The following is a 16,291-nucleotide window of genomic DNA, read 5'->3' as shown; positions in this document are numbered from 1 at the left end:
GCCGAGACGTGCCGAAAGGGGGCTTCGCCCGCGGGCACTGCCCTTTCCGGCGCGCCTCGGTGAAGCATCCCCGGCTCCTGCTCAGCCGAGGTAGCGCAGCAGCTCGGGGGCGACGCCGATGTAGGCGGCCGGCGTGAGAGCGGCGAGGCGTGCCTTCGCCTCGTCGCCGATCTCAAGGCCCTGCACGAACTCGGCGAGCTCTGCCGCGCCGACGCGGTGGCCGCGGGTGAGTTCCTTGAGCACCGCGTAGGGGTCGGCGATCGTCGAGCGGCCGGCGACGACCTCTGCGCGGATCACGGTCTGGATCGCCTCGGCCAGCACCTCCCAGTTGCTGTCGAGGTCGGCCGCGAGGGCGTCGGCGTCGAGGGCGATCTCGCCGAGGCCGCGCTCGAGGTTGTCGAGGGCGAGCAGCGAGTGGCCGAAGGCGACGCCGATGTTGCGCTGAGTCGTGGAGTCGGTCAGGTCGCGCTGCAGGCGCGAGGTGACGAGTGTGGCCGACAGCGAGTCGAGCAGTGCCGACGAGAGCTCGAGGTTCGCCTCGGCGTTCTCGAACCGGATGGGGTTGATCTTGTGCGGCATGGTCGACGAGCCGGTGGCGCCTGGGACGGGGATCTGACGGAAGTAGCCGAGCGAGATGTAGGTCCAGATGTCCGTCGCGAGATTGTGCAGGATGCGGTTGGCGTGGGCGGCCTTGCCATAGACCTCTGCCTGCCAGTCGTGCGACTCGATCTGCGTCGTGAGCGGGTTCCAGGTGAGCCCGAGCCCCTCGACGAACTCGCGGCTGATCGCAGGCCAGTCGGCGGTGGGGTCGGCGGCCAGGTGCGCGGCGAAGGTGCCGGTTGCACCGCTGAACTTGCCGAGGTATTCGGATGCCTCGAGCTGCGCGATCACCCGCTGCAGGCGGTAGACGAAGACGCCGAGCTCCTTGCCCATGGTCGTCGGCGTGGCCGGCTGCCCGTGGGTGCGCGACAGCATCGCGGCATCCTTGTGCTCGACGGCGAGAGCCGCGAGCTTCTGCACCACCGCGCGCAGCTTCGGCAGCCAGATCTGCTCGACGGCGGCCTTGACGGTGATCGCGTAGGAGAGGTTGTTGATGTCCTCGCTGGTGCAGGCGAAGTGCGTGAGCTCGGCGATCGCGCCGAGGCCGAGGCGATCGAGCTCGCCGCGGATCAGGTACTCGACGGCCTTCACGTCATGCCGGGTCGTCGCCTCGATCTCGGCGAGGGCGTTGATCTCGAGGTCGCCGAAGTTCGCGGCGAACGCGCGCAGCTGCTGCACGTGCGCCGACTCGAGCGGCGATGAGCCGAACATCGAGTGCGAGGTGAGGTAGATCAGCCACTCGACCTCGACGTGGACCCGCGCGCGGTTGAGCCCCGCCTCCGAGAGGTGGTCGCCCAGAGCTGACACTGCGGCGCGGTAGCGGCCGTCGAGCGGGCTGATCGGCTGAGGGGGAAGGGCGGGCAGCTGGTCGTTCATCGTGTGGCTTTCGGTTCTTTCTGTCGGCGGGCGGCTGGCGCTTCGCGACGGGCGGCTAGCGGCGGAAGTCGCGCTTGAGGGCCGGCTCGAGCTGGTGCACGAGGCCGGCGCAGGCGCGCTCGATGAGGTCGAGCACGGTGTCGAACATGGCGTCGTCGGAGTAGTACGGGTCCGGCACGTCGAGGGTGTCGCCGCGGTGCGGCGCGAAGTCCATCAGCAACGCGACCTTGGCCTGGTTCTCGGGCGTGGCCGCCCAATGATCGAGGATGCGCTTGTGGCTATGGTCGAGAGCCACCACGAGATCGAGGTCGTCGAACCAGTCGGAATCGAACTGGCGCGCGCGGTGCGTGGCCCCGTCGTAACCGCGGCGGTGCAGCGCCTCGACGGTGCGATGGTCGGCGGGCTCGCCGACGTGCCAGTCGCCGGTGCCGGCCGAGCTCGATGCGATGCGTGCGCCGATGCCCGCCTTCGCCGCGAGGTCGCGGAAGACGACCTCGGCCATGGGCGAGCGGCAGATGTTTCCGCTGCAGACGAAGCACACCCTGAAGCGATCGGGGGCGACGTCGTCATCTGCGGGCGAGGCGAACGTCACCTGAGCCATTCTGCCGTAGAAGCCTGCGGATCTCGCCCTCCACAGGGGGCCAAGAGCGTCAATGTGCACGGATGCCTGAGCCGGACGGCCCCGCCGCCCTGGCCGGCTGTCATCCTGGTCGTCCACCCCGCGCCGGAGTGGAGGAACCATGACCGCCCTGCCCGCAGAACTGACCGAGCCGCAGCGGGCGACCGCCCGCGCATGCGTGCGCGCTGCCGAGACCGACTGCCTTCAGCTGTTCCGTCTGCTGCCGGCTCTGCACGACTGGTCGGGGCCCGCGAGATGGGCCTTCGGGTTGCGCGTCGAGAGACTGCGCGCGCGCATCGCGGCGGCCGCTGCCGCGCTCGCGGCGGCGGAGCGCGAGCTGTGACCATCGAGGTGTCCGGCGGTGGCAGTGTCGCTGTCGAGACCGAGTCGATGCTCTCGGCACAGCGCGAGCTGCGCGAGCTCGCCGCGCGGGCCGGCGCGATTCACGAGCAGGTGGCCGGAGCGCTCGGCGCGGCGGCGCTCGCGATCAGCGGCGCGGTCTGGGCCCTCGGTCTCGCCCAGCGCGAGCTCGCCGGCGCCGGGCGCGACGCAGAGACGCTCGCGTGGGAGCTCGAGGCCGCGGCCGAGGCCTATGGCTGGGCCGAGCGGGCGGTCGGCGCCCAGCAGCTGCTCGCCGCGCGGCTGGCCGGGCCCGTGCCGGAGCTGCTCGATGTGTTCCTGGCCGTCGGCATCAGTGCGGTGCAGCATGAGGCGGTCGGCTTCAGCGACGCGCGGTTCGTGACGGCACTGCGTGGGCTCGCCGACTCGCTGAACCTGCCTGCGCTGCTGCTACCGGTGCAGGCGCTGCCCGGCGCTGCTCTCGAGGAAACGCCGGTGACCGTCATCCCGGTGCCCGCGTCTGCGCAGCGCACGGCGCCGCCTGCGGGGTTCGCCGACCTCGCTCGGCGCATCCCCGAGGCGAAGGCAGGGCAGCCGCAGGTGCGCGTCGAGAAATACGAGCTGCCCGGCGGCGAGAACCACTGGGTGGTCTACTCGGCGGGAACGATTGACTGGTCGCTCGTGCCGGGAACAGAGCCGTGGGACGACACCTCGAACGTGGTCGGGCTCGCCGGCGGCTCGGCCGGCTCGACGCGGGCGGCGATGCTGGCGCTCAAGCGCGCCGGCTGGAGGCCGGGCGAGCCGGTCGTCCCCGTCGGGCATTCGCAAGGCGGCATCGTCGCCGGCGCCATCGCGACGAGCGGAGTGGCTCCCGCTCCCCTGCTCGTGACCTTCGGGTCGCCGGCGCCGCGGGTGAGTGCGCCGGCCGGAACGATCGACGTCGCCGTGGAGCACACCGACGACTTGGTTCCTGCGCTCGGCGGTGGCCCGCGACCCCTGACCGACTCGCGGCTGCTCGTGCGCGAGGCCGCGCCGGGGGTCAAGCCGAGCGACCCGGGTGTGCCAGCACACCACCTGTCGAGCTATGAGCAGACGGCGACCGAGATGGATGCCTCGACCGACCCTCGTCTCGTCAGAGCACGCACGACGCTGGCCGACTTCACCGGCGGTCAGAAGGCCGAGGTCACGCTATGGCGCGGTGAGCGGGTCAGCGGCGCTCGGCCCGCGACGTCAGGGGGCGGAAGATGAGGCCGACGATCCAGCTGATGATGCCGAGCACGAGCGCTCCGAGCACGCCCCACCAGAAGCCGTCGACGGTGAGGCCGAAGCGCAGCCAGTGGTCGCTGATCCACTCGACGAGCAGCAGGAGCAGCCCGTTCACGATGAGCGAGAAGAGGCCCAGAGTGAGGATGTAGAGCGGGAACGCGACGATGCGCAGCACGGTGCCGACGATGCCGTTGACGATGCCGAAGATCAGCGCGAGCACGATGTAGGTCCAGAAGAGCGGCCAGCCACCGCTCGTCCACGCGGTCACGTGCACGCCGGCCACGATCAGGGTGGTGAGCCAGAGAGCGAACGCGTTGATCAGCAGTTTCACGACGAAGCGCATGGCGAAAGTCTGGCAGGCGCGCCGCTACCTTTGAAGAGTGTCTGAGAATGTGCGACTGCGCCCCGAGATCGCCGCGCTGACGGCTTACTCGCAGGGGCGGTCGCCGTCGGCGGACGGCTTCAAGCTGTCGAGCAACGAGAACCCGTATCCCGCGCTGCCCGGCGTGCTCGAGGCTGCTGCCGCCCGGGTCGAGATCAATCGCTACCCCGACGGGGCGGCGGTCGCGCTGCGCACCGAACTCGCCGACCGGTACGGCGTCGAGTTCGGCGAGGTCATCGTCGGTGCGGGCTCGTCGTCGCTGCTGCAGCAGCTGTTCCTCGCGGCGGCGGCGCCGGGGGACGAGATCGTCTATGCCTGGCGCTCCTTCGAGGCATACCCGAGTTTCGTCACGATCACCGGTGCGACCAGCGTGCGCGTCCCGCTCACCGACACCCTCGAGCACGACCTCGACGCGCTCGCCGCGGCAGTCACCGAGCGCACCCGCGTCGTCGTCGTGTGCTCGCCGAACAATCCGACCGGGCCCGCGGTCCCCGGCACGGCCTTCGAGTCGTTCATGGCCGCCGTGCCCTCTGACGTTCTCGTCGTCCTCGACGAGGCGTATCGCGAGTTCGTGACCGACCCCGGCGCCGTCGACGGGCAGGACTACCTCGGGCGCTACCCCAACCTCGTCATCACCCGCACGTTCTCCAAGGCGTACGGCCTCGCGGGGCTCCGCGTCGGCTACGCGATCGGCCCCGAGCGCCTGCTCGCTGCCGCCCGAGCCACGGCCATTCCGTTCGCGGTCACCGAGCTCGGCTTCGCCGCCGCCCTCGCGAGCCTCGAACGGCAGGACGCGCTCGATGAGCGGGTGGCCGAGATCGTGGCGCGCCGTGATCGGCTGCGCGGTGCACTCATCGAGCAGGGGTGGAACGTGCCCTCCGCTCAGGGAAATTTCGTGTGGCTCCCGACCGGAGAGCACACCACCGCGGCGACCGATGCGTTCTTCGACGCAGACATCGCGGTTCGGCCGTTCGTCGACGACGGCATCCGCATCTCGATCGGGGAAGAGGAGTCGATCGAGCGCATCCTCGCGGTCACCTCCGCCCTGCGGCGGTGAGGCGGTGCGTCGGGCCGCCCCTTGACGCCGGTGGTTTTGACAATCATTATCAATAAGCAGTAACGTGAGAGACGTGAAACGATCGCGCCTCCTGGTTCCCCTCGCCCTCTCGACCGCGGTCATCGCGCTCGCCGCCTGCTCCTCCACTCCGTCCGACGCGCAGGACACGTCCGGCGCGATCAACGTCGTCGCGTCGACGAACGTCTGGGGGTCGGTCGCCAGCGCCATCGGCGGCGACCACGTGAAGGTGACGTCGATCATCGACGACCCTGACAAGGACCCGCACGAGTACCAGGCTGACGCGCGCAACCAGCTGGCGATCTCGAAGGCGGACGTGGTGATCGCGAACGGCGGTGGCTACGACGACTTCGTCACCAAGATGGTGAGTGCGGCGAAGAAGCAGCCGGCGGTGCTCACCGCGGCGACCATCTCCGGCTACGACCAGCACCCGAGCGACGGTGAGTTCAACGAGCACCTCTGGTACGACTTCCCGACGGTGCAGAAGGTGGCCGACAAGCTCGAGACCGCCTTCGCGAAGGCCGACCCGTCAGACAAGGCCGACTTCGAGGCGAATGCCAAGAAGTTCGGCGATCAGCTCGCCACCCTCGAGAGCACGGAAGGTCAGCTGAAGTCGGCGCACGCCGGTGAAGGGGTGACCATCACCGAGCCGGTTCCGCTGTACATGCTCGACGCGATCGGCCTGAAGAACCTCACGCCCGAGAATTTCAGCGAGGCGATCGAAGAAGACACGGATGTCGCGCCTGCGGTCCTGAAGCAGACCCTCGACCTCTACGCCAGCGGCAAGGTCAAGCTGCTCGCCTACAACGAGCAGACCACCGGCCCGCAGACCGAAGACGTGCTGAACGCGGCAAAGCAGAACAACGTCGCGGTCGTCCCGGTCACCGAGACTCTTCCCGCCGGCAAGAACTACATTGAATGGATGACCGCGAATCTCGATGCCATCGGCGCTGCGCTTGGCGACTGAGTTCCGGCAGAGCGCTCGCTCCGCAGGTCCTGTCCTGAGCCTGCGGGGCGCCACTCTGCGCTTCGATCGGCGCACGCTGTGGCATGGCCTCGACCTCGACGTCCAGCCAGGCGAGTTCCTCGCGGTGCTCGGCGCCAACGGAACGGGCAAGACCAGCCTGCTGCGGGCGATCCTCGGTCGCCAGCCGCTGAGTCAGGGCGAGCTGCTGGTCGCGGGCGAGCCCGTGCGGTCGGGGAATCCGCGCATCGGCTATGTGCCGCAGCAGAAGCTCGCCGACGAGGGCACGCCGCTGCGTGCGCGCGACCTCGTCGGGCTCGGCATCGACGGCCGCTCGTATGGCTTCTGGCCCAGTCGAACCAAGCGTCGACGGGTGGACGAGCTGCTCGCAGCGGTCGGCGCGAGCGAGTACGCGAACGTGCCGGTCTCGACGCTCTCGGGCGGCGAGCAGCAGCGTCTGCGCATCGGTCAGGCGCTGGCATCCGACCCGCGCCTTCTGCTCGCCGACGAGCCGCTCGCCTCGCTCGACCTCAGCAACCAGCGTGCCGTCAGCGAGCTGATCGACCGCCAGCGGCGGGAACGCGGCTTCGGCGTGCTCTTCGTGACGCATGACGTGAACCCCGTGCTCTCGATGGTCGACCGTGTCCTCTACCTGGCCAACGGCCGCTTCCGCATCGGAACGCCCGACGAGGTGCTGCGCAGCGAGGTGCTGAGCGAGCTCTACGGCTCCCCCGTCGATGTGATCCACGCGCGCGGCCGCGTCATCGTCGTCGGCACGCCTGATGGCGGCCACGCCCCGCACGACGAGCATCACGACGCCGGCCACGAAGAGGTCTGCGACCACAACCCCGACGACGCCGAGGCGGTCGTCCTGTGATGCACGACGCCGGATTCTGGGATCAGGTCTTCAACTTCAGCGACTACGGCGAGCTTCTCGTCCTGCTGCGCAACTCGGTCATCGCCGGCGCCGTGCTCGGCATCATCGGCGGCCTGATCGGCGTCTTCGTGATGAGCCGGGACATGGCGTTCGCCGTGCACGGCATCAGCGAGCTGTCGTTCGCGGGCGCATCGGCCGGCCTGCTGCTCGGCGTCGGCGTGGTGCAGGGCTCCATCGTCGGCTCGCTCGTGGCGGCGCTGCTCATCGGCCTGCTCGGTTCGCGGGCCCGCGAGCGCAACAGCGTGACGGCGGTTCTCATGCCGTTCGGCCTCGGCCTCGGCATCCTCTGCCTTGCCCTCTATCCCGGCCGGAGCGCGAACAAGTTCGGCCTGCTCACGGGCCAGATTGTCGCAATCGACGACCCGCAGGTGGGCTGGCTGATCGCGATCGCGCTCATCGTCGCCATCGGGCTCGCGATCGTGTGGCGCCCGCTGACCTTCGCGTCGATCGACGCCGACGTGGCTGCCGCCCGCGGCGTGCCGGTGCGCGGCCTGTCGATCGTGTTCATGCTGCTGCTCGGGCTGACGGTCGCGGTGTCGGTGCAGATCGTCGGCGCGCTGCTCGTGCTGTCGATCCTCGTGACGCCGGCCGCCGCCGCGCTGCGCGTGTCGTCGTCTCCGCTCGTGGTGCCGCTGCTGAGCGTCGCGTTCGGCGTGACGTCGATGGTCGGCGGCATCCTGCTCGCCCTCGGTGGCTCGGTGCCCATCAGCCCGTATGTCACGACGATCTCGTTCCTGATCTATGTCGTCTGCCGTGTGATCGCCGAGGTGCGCAGGCGGCGCGGCATTTCCGGGCGACGGATGCCTGTGCCGGCCGCCCACGCAGAGGAGGTCGCCGCATGACCGCGCCCAAGCGCAACACCTGGCAGCGCGAGGCCGTGCGCGACGCGCTGTCGAAGCGCGACGACTTCGTGAGCGCCCAGAGCCTGCACGCCTCGCTACGTGACGGCGGCTCGCCGATCGGCCTCGCGACGGTCTATCGGGCGCTCGCCTCGCTCGCCGTCGAGGGGGAAGCAGACTCGCTGCAGTCGCCGGAGGGCGAGGCGCTCTACCGCGCGTGCACCATGTCGGGGCACCACCACCACCTCATCTGCCGCAACTGCGGCCTGACGGTCGAGATCTCGGCCGACCCCGTCGAGGAATGGGCGCAGCAGGTCGCGAGCGCCAACGGATTCACCGAGCCGCAGCACGTCGTCGACGTCTTCGGGCTCTGCGCGTCGTGCTCACGCTGACGAGCTGCGCGTGGTAAAGGCATCCCGCGGCCTCTGATAGACTTGACGTTTGTCTGGCTCGGACTCCTCGAGCCGGTTCGCACACACCAAGCCCATTCACCAAGAAGAGGTACTGGTGTGCGCCGACAAGAGATCTTGGGATGCCCTTTCCGGGGCATCGGTAGTGATGGAGGAATCACATGGCAGCAGTGTGCCAGGTGACCGGCGCCACCCCCGGCTTCGGTCACACTATTTCGCACTCGCACCGACGCACGAAGCGTCGTTTCGACCCGAACATCCAGAAGAAGACGTACTTCGTCCCTTCGCTTCGCCGTAACGTCACCCTCACGGTGTCCGCCAAGGGCATCAAGGTCATCGACGCCCGCGGTATCGAGGCGGTCGTCAAGGACATCCTGGCCCGAGGGGAGAAGATCTAATGGCTAAGCAGCAGGACATCCGTCCGATCATCAAGCTCCGCTCGACGGCCGGCACCGGTTACACCTACGTGACCAAGAAGAACCGCCGCAACGACCCCGATCGTCTCGTGCTCAAGAAGTACGACCCGATCATCCGCAAGCACGTCGAGTTCCGAGAGGAGCGCTAAGGAATATGGCTAAGAAGAGCAAGATCGCCCGCAACAAGCAGCGCGAGGCTGTCGTCGCCCGCTACGCCGCGAAGCGCGCCGAGCTGAAGAAGCAGCTCGTCAACCCGAACGCGACCGACGAGGAGCGCGAGGCCGCTCGCGTCGGCCTGCAGAAGCTGCCGCGCAACGCGTCGCCGGTGCGCCTGCGCAACCGCGACCAGATCGACGGCCGCCCCCGTGGTGTCCTCTCGAAGTTCGGCATCTCGCGTGTCCGCTTCCGTGAGATGGCTCACAACGGCGAGCTGCCCGGCATCACCAAGTCGAGCTGGTAAGCCACAGCACTCACACGAAGGCCCCCTGGGAGACCAGGGGGCCTTCGTCGTATCCAGCGGCGACAGGTTCCCGTTCCGGACATTCGCGCCCGCCGCCGCGGGCGGATCTGTCCGGAACGGGAACGAGTTGCTAGGCGGTGCGGTCGAAGCGCGCGATGCGCTCGACGACGGAAGCGCCGCTTGCGGCATCCCAGGAATACACGCGCGTGCCCGTGATGAACACCTGCTCGGCGCGCGAGTTCACGTCGAGTGGGTCGCCCGACCAGATCACGAGGTCGCCGTCGAGGCCCGGCTCGAGGGCGCCGATGCGGTCGCGCAGGCCGAGGAACGACGCCGGGTTGACGGTGAGCGCCTCGATGGCGACGACCGGGTCGAGCCCCTCTTTCACGGCGAGTGACGCCTGATGGATGAGGAAGTTGATCGGCACCACCGGGTGGTCGGTGGTGATCGCCACGCGCACGCCCGCTTTGGCGAGGCGACCGAGGTTCGCGATGGCACGGTTGCGCAGCTCGACCTTCGACCGGGTGGTGAACATCGGGCCGAAGATCACCGGCACATCGCGCTCGGCGAGGACGTCGGCGAGCTCTGCGCCCTCTGTGCCGTGGTTGATCACGAGGCGGTAGCCGAACTCGTCGGCGAGGCGTAGCGCCGTCGCGATGTCGTCGGCCCGGTGCGTGTGCTGGTCCCAGGCGAGCTCGCCCTCGAGCACTCGCACGAGCGTCTCCTTCGCGAGGTCGCGCTCGAACGGGTCGCCCTTGGCCTCGGCCGCCGCGCGCTTGGCGCGATAGTTCTGCGCGTCGACGAACGCGGACCTGATGACGGATGCCACGCCGAGACGCGTCGAGGGCAGCTGCTTCTTGTCCCCGTAGACCCGCTTCGGGTTCTCGCCGAGGGCCGACTTCACCGAGACGGCGTCGGTGATCACCTGCTCGTCGACGGTGCGGCCACCCCACGTCTTGATCGCGACGGTCTGGCCGCCGATCGGGTTGCCGGAGCCGGGCTTGATGACCGCGCTGGTGACGCCGCCGCCGAGCGCATCGCGGAAGCCCTCGTCTTCGATGTTGATGCCGTCGATGGCGCGCAACCCCGCGCCGTTCGGGTCGGTCATCTCGTTGGTGTCGTTGCCCGCCCAGCCCTCGGCCTCCTCGTGCACGCCCAGGTGCCCGTGCGCCTCGACGAAACCGGGGTAGACGGGGCGGCCGCCGGCGTCGACGACGGGAACGCCGTCTGGCACCGCGACGTCGGCGCCAAGCGCCTCGATGACGCCGTCGACGACGACGATCGTGCCGTTCTCGATCGGCTCACTGGAGACGGGAACGAGCCTCGCGTTCGTGATCGCGACGCTTCCGCGAGCGGTCCTGATGGGATTCTTCTCTTCGCGTGAGGTCATGATGACAGTCTTTCACCGCCGCAACACGCCGAAATTCCGCGAGATTCCGCGGATGTGATGCTACTTTGGCCGTGGCCGGAGGGGGTCGGAAGACCGGCGCCTCTGTGCGCCACCCGTTTCATCACCGAACACAGACGCTGCTCCAGGCAGCAGCAGTCCGAGGAGGACACCCATGGCTGATAAGTCGCTGAACAAGACCGAGCTCGTCGCTGCGGTCGCCGGTGAGACCGGCCAGAGCCAGACCGTCGTCGGCGGCGTCATCGACGCCTTCTTCGCCACGATCGCGAAGACCGTTGCCGACGGCGGCAAGGTCACGATCCCCGGCTGGCTCGCCGCCGAGAGCTCGAACACCGCAGCTCGCACCGGTCGCAACCCGCAGACCGGCGCCGAGATCAAGATCCCGGCCGGCAAGCGCGTCAAGCTGACCGCCGGCTCGAAGCTGAAGGCTGCCGTCAAGTAAGACAGCACCACCGGATCAGGCGCTCACCCGCGGGTGGGCGCCTTTTTCGTGCCGGAGCGGCGCTGGCGCTCACGTGCCCGAATGGCGCACGTGCGCCCGCTGCACTGGCAACCATTGCGCCGAACGGGCACGCAGCCGCGCCGAATGGGCGCAGCAGCGGCCAGGTCAGCCGACGCGGGAAGCTCAAAGGTGCACGGAACTACGCTGGTGCGGTGAACAGAGCGCAGCGCGTCGCGGGCCCCGTGGCCCTGATCGCAGCGGCTCTCGTGGCGATCATCGCGGCTCTCGCCTTCGGCGGCGGCAGCGCTCCGCTCGGCCTCAGCGACCCGGGCGCCGTCACGCGCTGGGGCCTGCCGATCACGAAGCTCGTCGTCGATCTGTCGTCGGCGGGGGCGATCGGCGCACTGCTGCTCGCGCTCTTCGCCCTGAGCTCGAAGCGCGCCGAATACGACAAGGCGCTCGACGTCGCCTCGGCGTCCGCGGCGGTCATGACCGTTGCGTCAGGGCTGACCACCGTGCTGTCGTTCAGCGACGCATCCTTCACGCCGCTGGCGGCAAGCCAGGATTTCAGCAATCAGTTCCTGCAGTTCGTGACCCAGGTCGCGCTCGGTCAGGCGTGGGGAATCACGACGCTCGCGGCGGCGGCGACCACCGTGCTCTGCTTCGCCGTGCGCAACCAGGTCGCCCTCGTCTTCGTCACGCTGCTCGCGCTCGGCGCGCTCGTGCCCATCGCCCTGCAGGGCCACGCGGCGGGCACCAGCGGGCACAACCTCGCGATCACCGCGCTCGGGCTGCACATCGTGGGCGCCGCGGTGTGGATCGGCGGGCTGCTCACCCTGGTGCTGATCCGCAACACGCTCGCCGGCGACCGGCTGCCGACCGTGCTCTCGCGCTACTCCAGCCTCGCGATCATCTGCTTCGTGGTCGTCGCGTTCAGCGGCTACCTGAGCGCCGAGCTGCGCGTGGGCACGTGGGCGGCGCTGTTCACCCCCTACGGCGTGCTGGTCATCGGCAAGGCCGCCGTGCTCATCGTGCTCGGCCTCTTCGGCGTGCTGCAGCGCCGCTGGCTGATCGCGCGCCTGCGCACGAGCGCCAGCCGCGGCCCGTTCTGGGCGCTGGTGACGACCGAGCTCGCGTTCATGGGCTTCGCCTCGGGCATCGCGGCGGCGCTCGCGCGCACCGCGACTCCCGTTCAGCAGACGCCCGAGACGACGACGCCGGCCGAGATCCTGACCGGCCAGCCGCTGCCGCCGCCAGAGACGCTGCACTCGCTGATCTTCGGCGCGAACGTCGACCCCGTCTGGCTGCTGGTCGCCGCCTTCGGCATCTTCTTCTACATCGCCGGGGTGCTTCGCCTGCGCCGTCGCGGCGACAGCTGGCCGCTCGGGCGCACGGTCAGCTGGGTGGCGGGCATGCTCGTGCTGGCATACATCACCAGCGGCGGCATCGCGGTCTACGTCGACTACCTGTTCTCGGCGCACATGACGATGCACATGGCGCTGATGATGGTCGTGCCGCTGCTGCTCGTGCCCGGCGCGCCCGTCACGCTGGCGGCGCGCGCGATCACGAAGCGGTCGGATGACTCGCGCGGCGGCCGTGAGTGGATTCTGCTCGCCGTGCACAGCCGCATCGCCGGCATCCTCGCGAATCCCTTCATCGCCGCGCTGCTGTTCGTCGGCAGCCTGTGGGTCTTCTACTACTCGCCGCTGTTCCGCTGGGCGACAGAGAACCACCTCGGGCACGAGTGGATGACGGTGCACTTCCTGATCACCGGCTACCTGTTCGTGCAGTCGCTGATCGGCATCGACCCTGTGCCGTTCCGCCTGGCGTACCCGTTCCGGCTCGTGCTGCTGCTCGGCACGATGGTGGTGCACGCCTTCTTCGGGCTCACGATCATGACCGCCTCCGGGCTCTTCCTCGCCGACTGGTTCGGGGCGATGGGGCGCACCTGGGGTGCCACCCCGATGAACGACCAGTACGTCGCGGGCGGCATCGCGTGGAGCATCGGCGAGCTGCCGACCCTCGTGCTCGCGATCGTCGTCGCGCTGCAGTGGAGCCGCAGCGACGCCCGCGAGACGAAGCGGAAGGACCGGGCATCCGATCGCACCGGCAACGCGGACGTCGCCGAGTACAACGCGATGCTGCAGCGGATGGCGGAAAAGGATGCTTCCCACCGCTGACCCGGCACCATATGCTTCCCCCAAGCGCCAGGTGCTCTGGCCGAAAGGGTGGTCGCCATGATCGCAACGATTCTCGCCTGGGTGTTCGGGCTCGCGCTGGTCGGGCTCATCGTCGCCGGGTTCGTGCGGGGGCGGCACCGCAAGACGCCGAGCGCCGGCCTCTTCCTGTCGCCGTCTGACGACCCGGCGCAGGCGCAGCAGGCCGAGCTGCAGCGGGGCCAGCTGCAGGCGCTGCACAACGGCCAGCAGGTGGGGCCCGGCGGCCTCGGAGGCTGACGGCTCGCGCTGTGGATGGCGCCTCGCGAGGCATCCCGCGAACTAATCTGAATCGGTGCCCCAGCTCTCTCGTGAACAACAGGCCGTCTTCGACCTGATCGAGAAGACGCGCGAGCACGTGTTCGTCACCGGCCGCGCGGGAACGGGCAAGTCCACGCTGCTGAACCACCTCGCGTGGAACACCGAGAAGCAGCTCGTCATCAGCGCGCCCACGGGGGTCGCGGCGCTCAACGTCGGCGGGCAGACGATCCATTCGCTGTTCCGGCTGCCGATCGGCGTGATCGCCGACCAGGCGATCGACCAGTCCGACGAGCTCAAGAAGCTGCTGAACACGATCGACACCCTCGTGATCGACGAGGTGTCGATGGTCAACGCCGACCTAATGGATGCGATCGACCGCAGCCTGCGCCAGGCGCGGAAGCGCCAGTCGCCGTTCGGCGGCGTGCAGGTGGTGCTGTTCGGCGACCCGTACCAGCTCGCGCCCGTGCCCGGAAGCCAGGAGGAGCGCGAGTACTTCGCCGACACCTACCGCTCGATGTGGTTCTTCGACGCGAAGGTGTGGCAGACCGCCGAGCTGCGCATTGTCGAGCTGTCGGAGGTGCACCGGCAGCACGAGGCCGAGTTCAAGTACATGCTGAACGCGGTGCGGCACGGCATGGTCACGAAGCAGATCGCCGATCGGCTCAACGACGTCGGCGCCCGGCCGGCCCCGCGCGACGGTGTCATCACGCTCGCGAGCCGCAACGACTCGGTGAACCGCATCAACCAGGCGCAGCTGCAGCGGCTGCCCGGGCGGCTGCAGACCGCGAAGGCCGAGATCTCGGGTGACTTCGGCGGCCGCAACTACCCCGCCGACGAGGCGCTCGAGCTGAAGGTCGGGGCGCAGGTGATGTTCCTGCGCAACGACACTCAGGGACAGGGCGAGGTGCGCTGGGTGAACGGGTCGATCGGCACCGTCACGAAGATCACCGCGAACGTCGAGGTCGAGATCGACGGCGTGCGCTACGAGGTCGAGCCGGCGACGTGGGAGCGGCACAAGTACAGCTACGACCCGGTGACGAAGAAGCTCGAGAAGGACGTCGTCGCCGAGTTCTCGCAGTTCCCGCTGCGGCTCGCGTGGGCTGTCACGATCCACAAATCGCAGGGCAAGACCTACGACCAGGCGATCGTCGACCTCGGCTCGCGGGCGTTCAGCCCCGGGCAGACGTATGTCGCGCTGAGCCGCATCACGGCGCTCGAGGGGCTCTATCTGACCCGCCCGCTGCGGCCGGCCGACATCTGGGTCGACAAGGACGTCGAGCGCTTCATGGCCGACGCCGGGCGAGCGCCGCGGGTGGCGGTAACGGCTTCGTAACGCCGCCTGCCCGTCATCCCATCGGCGGATGTGAACCCGTTAGACGCCCGCCTAGACTCGAAGCAGGCTGGTGCTGCACGAGGGGTGGTGAGCATGTCGCCTCGGGGAATTCCTGTCCGTCGCGCGCGGCGCGCGATCGCGGCGATCGCGCTCGGATTGAGCGCTCTGCTGTTGGCCGCGTGCAGCGCGAGCGGGGGCGCGAGCGTCGAGGCGATCGGCACGAGCACGGGCGATCGGATGCCTGACGACACGTCGAAGCAGCTGCAGGCCGTCCTCGACAACGCGGTCAAGCTCTCGGGCGGCAGCGGCGGCGTCGCCGGGGTGTGGGCGCCGTGGGCCGGCACGTGGACGGCCGCGTCGGGAACCGTCTCGCACGACAAGGGCGCCGACGAGATGAGCACCGACGCCTCGTTCCGCATCGGCTCGATCACGAAGTCCGCCACCTGCACCGTGCTGCTCGGGCTCGTCGGCGACAAGAAGGTGAAGCTGACCGACCAGGTCTCGAAGTACCTGCCGCGCATGGTCGGCCTGAACGGCCTCACGCTCGGGGCGCTGTGCCAGAACACCTCCGGATTCCCCGATTACTGGAACTCGCTCATTCCGCAGATGGTGACCAACCCGACGCGCACCTGGGACACGGTCGAGTTGATCAACAGCGGGCTGGGGCAGCCGCGCGTCGGTGCCCCCGGTCAGACCTTCGCGTACTCGAACGCGGGCTTCGTGCTGCTCGGGCTCGCGCTGCAGACCGCGACGAACACGTCGTGGGCGTCGCTGTACGACAAGTACGTCACCGGGCCGCTCGGCATCAGCGAGACGACCACCATTCCGAACAGCTCGACGCTGCCGTCGCCCGCCCCGACGGGGTACGCAGCAGACCGCGACCCGGTCACGGGCGCCGTGAACTGCAAGGTGAAGGATGACGACACCGACCTGTCGCCCACCGCGTTGCAGCAGGCGGGCGGTCTCGTGAGCAACCTGAGCGATACGGCCACTCTGGTTCATGCCGTGGCCGCGGGCTCGCTGCTGCCGTCGAAGCTCAGCGTTCAGCAGCAGAAGAGCATCATCGTGTCGAAGTCGACGCCGTCGTGGGCACAGTATGGGCTCGGCGTCGAGAAGATGGGGCCGCTCGTCGGGCATGCGAGCTCGGTGCCCGGCTTCGACACGGCCGCCTACTCGGACCCGAAGTCGGGGCTCACGGTCGTCGTGATGGTGAATGACTCGACCGCGGGTGCGAACTTCGCGCGGCTGGTCGCGCTGCAGCTCGCGTCGATCGGCTCAAAGGCGAAGGCGGAGTCGGGGAAGAAGCAGCCGGACATCGCGCTGCCGTGGACGGCGCAGCAGCTCGGAACGGTGCTGCCGCACGAGACGGGCTGCAACCCCGCGCGCGGCGCGCTGACGCCCGAGCTGAGCGCGATCGCCGACATCGGCCCGAACTACTGACCCCGCCC

19 protein-coding genes are annotated in these 16,291 nt (G+C 69.1%); 15 read left to right on the top strand and 4 right to left on the bottom strand.

Features of this window, described 5'->3' with window-relative positions; genetic code table 11:
* Positions 1–81 precede the first annotated feature (81 nt).
* Both purB and ABD736_RS10635 read right to left on the bottom strand, forming a co-directional pair.
* Positions 82–1,464 carry an adenylosuccinate lyase gene (gene purB, locus ABD736_RS10640; RefSeq protein ID WP_344792241.1) on the bottom strand — a complete coding sequence of 461 codons (1,383 nt, stop codon included), beginning with the start codon at positions 1,462–1,464 and terminating at the stop codon, positions 82–84.
* Positions 1,465–1,531: 67 nt separating this feature from the next.
* The gene (locus ABD736_RS10635; protein WP_344792240.1) at positions 1,532–1,978 is read right to left on the bottom strand and encodes a low molecular weight protein-tyrosine-phosphatase; all 447 of its coding nucleotides are present in this window, start codon (positions 1,976–1,978) and stop codon (positions 1,532–1,534) included.
* Between the two features lie 238 nt (positions 1,979–2,216).
* On the opposite strand from ABD736_RS10635, the gene ABD736_RS10630 reads away from it, so the two are divergent.
* Together ABD736_RS10630 and ABD736_RS10625 are read left to right on the top strand one after the other, a co-directional pair.
* Positions 2,217–2,438 carry a hypothetical protein gene (locus ABD736_RS10630; protein WP_344791740.1) on the top strand — a complete coding sequence of 74 codons (222 nt, stop codon included), beginning with the start codon at positions 2,217–2,219 and terminating at the stop codon, positions 2,436–2,438.
* Positions 2,435–3,682: an alpha/beta hydrolase family protein gene (locus ABD736_RS10625; protein WP_344791739.1), complete on the top strand. Its 1,248-nt coding sequence runs from the start codon at positions 2,435–2,437 to the stop codon at positions 3,680–3,682. The genes ABD736_RS10630 and ABD736_RS10625 overlap by 4 nt, the downstream gene beginning before the upstream one ends.
* On the opposite strand, the gene ABD736_RS10620 is transcribed toward ABD736_RS10625, so the two are convergent.
* Positions 3,642–4,043: a phage holin family protein gene (locus ABD736_RS10620; RefSeq protein WP_344791738.1), complete on the bottom strand. Its 402-nt coding sequence runs from the start codon at positions 4,041–4,043 to the stop codon at positions 3,642–3,644. The genes ABD736_RS10625 and ABD736_RS10620 overlap by 41 nt on opposite strands.
* Before the next feature lie 37 nt (positions 4,044–4,080).
* On the opposite strand from ABD736_RS10620, the gene ABD736_RS10615 reads away from it, so the two are divergent.
* From ABD736_RS10615 to rpsN, 8 genes are all read left to right on the top strand, one after another.
* Positions 4,081–5,139 (top strand): histidinol-phosphate transaminase, encoded by a 1,059-nt coding sequence (locus tag ABD736_RS10615; RefSeq protein ID WP_344791736.1) that lies wholly within the window; start codon positions 4,081–4,083, stop codon positions 5,137–5,139.
* A gap of 73 nt (positions 5,140–5,212) precedes the next feature.
* On the top strand, positions 5,213–6,124 hold the full coding sequence (locus tag ABD736_RS10610; protein WP_344791735.1) for a metal ABC transporter solute-binding protein, Zn/Mn family: 912 nt from the start codon (positions 5,213–5,215) through the stop codon (positions 6,122–6,124).
* Entirely contained in the window at positions 6,096–6,998 is a 903-nt protein-coding gene (locus ABD736_RS10605) for a metal ABC transporter ATP-binding protein (RefSeq protein ID WP_425555008.1), read from the top strand. The genes ABD736_RS10610 and ABD736_RS10605 overlap by 29 nt, the downstream gene beginning before the upstream one ends.
* The gene (locus ABD736_RS10600) at positions 6,998–7,900 is read left to right on the top strand and encodes a metal ABC transporter permease (RefSeq protein ID WP_344791733.1); all 903 of its coding nucleotides are present in this window, start codon (positions 6,998–7,000) and stop codon (positions 7,898–7,900) included. Before ABD736_RS10605 ends, ABD736_RS10600 begins: the two co-directional genes overlap by 1 nt.
* Positions 7,897–8,289, top strand: coding sequence for a Fur family transcriptional regulator (locus tag ABD736_RS10595; RefSeq protein WP_344791732.1), 393 nt, complete (start codon positions 7,897–7,899; stop codon positions 8,287–8,289). Before ABD736_RS10600 ends, ABD736_RS10595 begins: the two co-directional genes overlap by 4 nt.
* A 179-nt stretch (positions 8,290–8,468) precedes the next feature.
* Positions 8,469–8,705: a 50S ribosomal protein L28 gene (gene rpmB / locus ABD736_RS10590; RefSeq protein ID WP_344791731.1), complete on the top strand. Its 237-nt coding sequence runs from the start codon at positions 8,469–8,471 to the stop codon at positions 8,703–8,705.
* Positions 8,705–8,872, top strand: coding sequence for a 50S ribosomal protein L33 (gene rpmG, locus ABD736_RS10585; RefSeq protein WP_022881958.1), 168 nt, complete (start codon positions 8,705–8,707; stop codon positions 8,870–8,872). The genes rpmB and rpmG overlap by 1 nt, the downstream gene beginning before the upstream one ends.
* A 5-nt stretch (positions 8,873–8,877) precedes the next feature.
* A complete protein-coding gene (gene rpsN, locus ABD736_RS10580) occupies positions 8,878–9,183 on the top strand; it encodes a 30S ribosomal protein S14 (protein ID WP_344791730.1) in 306 nt (101 codons plus the stop codon).
* A 130-nt stretch (positions 9,184–9,313) separates the two neighbouring features.
* Here the strand turns inward: rpsN and ABD736_RS10575 are convergent, their stop codons facing one another.
* Positions 9,314–10,573, bottom strand: a complete 1,260-nt coding sequence (locus ABD736_RS10575) for an amidohydrolase (RefSeq protein ID WP_344791729.1) — start codon at positions 10,571–10,573, stop codon at positions 9,314–9,316.
* A gap of 172 nt (positions 10,574–10,745) precedes the next feature.
* On the opposite strand from ABD736_RS10575, the gene ABD736_RS10570 reads away from it, so the two are divergent.
* From ABD736_RS10570 to ABD736_RS10550, 5 genes are all read left to right on the top strand, one after another.
* Entirely contained in the window at positions 10,746–11,033 is a 288-nt protein-coding gene (locus tag ABD736_RS10570) for an HU family DNA-binding protein (RefSeq protein ID WP_344791728.1), read from the top strand.
* A gap of 212 nt (positions 11,034–11,245) precedes the next feature.
* Positions 11,246–13,213 carry a bifunctional copper resistance protein CopD/cytochrome c oxidase assembly protein gene (locus ABD736_RS10565; RefSeq protein WP_344791727.1) on the top strand — a complete coding sequence of 656 codons (1,968 nt, stop codon included), beginning with the start codon at positions 11,246–11,248 and terminating at the stop codon, positions 13,211–13,213.
* Positions 13,214–13,270: 57 nt separating this feature from the next.
* Entirely contained in the window at positions 13,271–13,489 is a 219-nt protein-coding gene (locus tag ABD736_RS10560; protein ID WP_344791726.1) for a hypothetical protein, read from the top strand.
* A 55-nt stretch (positions 13,490–13,544) separates the two neighbouring features.
* A complete protein-coding gene (locus ABD736_RS10555) occupies positions 13,545–14,843 on the top strand; it encodes an ATP-dependent DNA helicase (protein ID WP_344791725.1) in 1,299 nt (432 codons plus the stop codon).
* A gap of 93 nt (positions 14,844–14,936) precedes the next feature.
* Positions 14,937–16,283 (top strand): serine hydrolase domain-containing protein, encoded by a 1,347-nt coding sequence (locus tag ABD736_RS10550; protein WP_344791724.1) that lies wholly within the window; start codon positions 14,937–14,939, stop codon positions 16,281–16,283.
* Positions 16,284–16,291: the final 8 nt, after the last annotated feature.

The organism is Gryllotalpicola daejeonensis (assembly GCF_039538145.1).
Classification (GTDB): domain Bacteria; phylum Actinomycetota; class Actinomycetes; order Actinomycetales; family Microbacteriaceae; genus Gryllotalpicola; species Gryllotalpicola daejeonensis.
This window is presented reverse-complemented; position numbering and strand designations above follow the sequence as displayed.

Excerpts from the sequence above, each read along its gene's own strand:
- ABD736_RS10620 (WP_344791738.1), bottom strand. The coding sequence starts at position 4,043 with ATGCGCTTCGTCGTGAAACTGCTGATCAACGCGTTCGCTCTCTGGCTC.
- ABD736_RS10570 (WP_344791728.1), top strand. The coding sequence starts at position 10,746 with ATGGCTGATAAGTCGCTGAACAAGACCGAGCTCGTCGCTGCGGTCGCC.
- rpmB (WP_344791731.1), top strand. The coding sequence starts at position 8,469 with ATGGCAGCAGTGTGCCAGGTGACCGGCGCCACCCCCGGCTTCGGTCAC.
- ABD736_RS10560 (WP_344791726.1), top strand. The coding sequence starts at position 13,271 with ATGATCGCAACGATTCTCGCCTGGGTGTTCGGGCTCGCGCTGGTCGGG.
- ABD736_RS10605 (WP_425555008.1), top strand. The coding sequence starts at position 6,096 with ATGCCATCGGCGCTGCGCTTGGCGACTGAGTTCCGGCAGAGCGCTCGC.
- ABD736_RS10550 (WP_344791724.1), top strand. The coding sequence starts at position 14,937 with ATGTCGCCTCGGGGAATTCCTGTCCGTCGCGCGCGGCGCGCGATCGCG.
- ABD736_RS10635 (WP_344792240.1), bottom strand. The coding sequence starts at position 1,978 with ATGGCCGAGGTCGTCTTCCGCGACCTCGCGGCGAAGGCGGGCATCGGC.
- ABD736_RS10575 (WP_344791729.1), bottom strand. The coding sequence starts at position 10,573 with ATGACCTCACGCGAAGAGAAGAATCCCATCAGGACCGCTCGCGGAAGC.
- ABD736_RS10630 (WP_344791740.1), top strand. The coding sequence starts at position 2,217 with ATGACCGCCCTGCCCGCAGAACTGACCGAGCCGCAGCGGGCGACCGCC.
- rpmG (WP_022881958.1), top strand. The coding sequence starts at position 8,705 with ATGGCTAAGCAGCAGGACATCCGTCCGATCATCAAGCTCCGCTCGACG.
- ABD736_RS10600 (WP_344791733.1), top strand. The coding sequence starts at position 6,998 with ATGCACGACGCCGGATTCTGGGATCAGGTCTTCAACTTCAGCGACTAC.
- rpsN (WP_344791730.1), top strand. The coding sequence starts at position 8,878 with ATGGCTAAGAAGAGCAAGATCGCCCGCAACAAGCAGCGCGAGGCTGTC.
- ABD736_RS10595 (WP_344791732.1), top strand. The coding sequence starts at position 7,897 with ATGACCGCGCCCAAGCGCAACACCTGGCAGCGCGAGGCCGTGCGCGAC.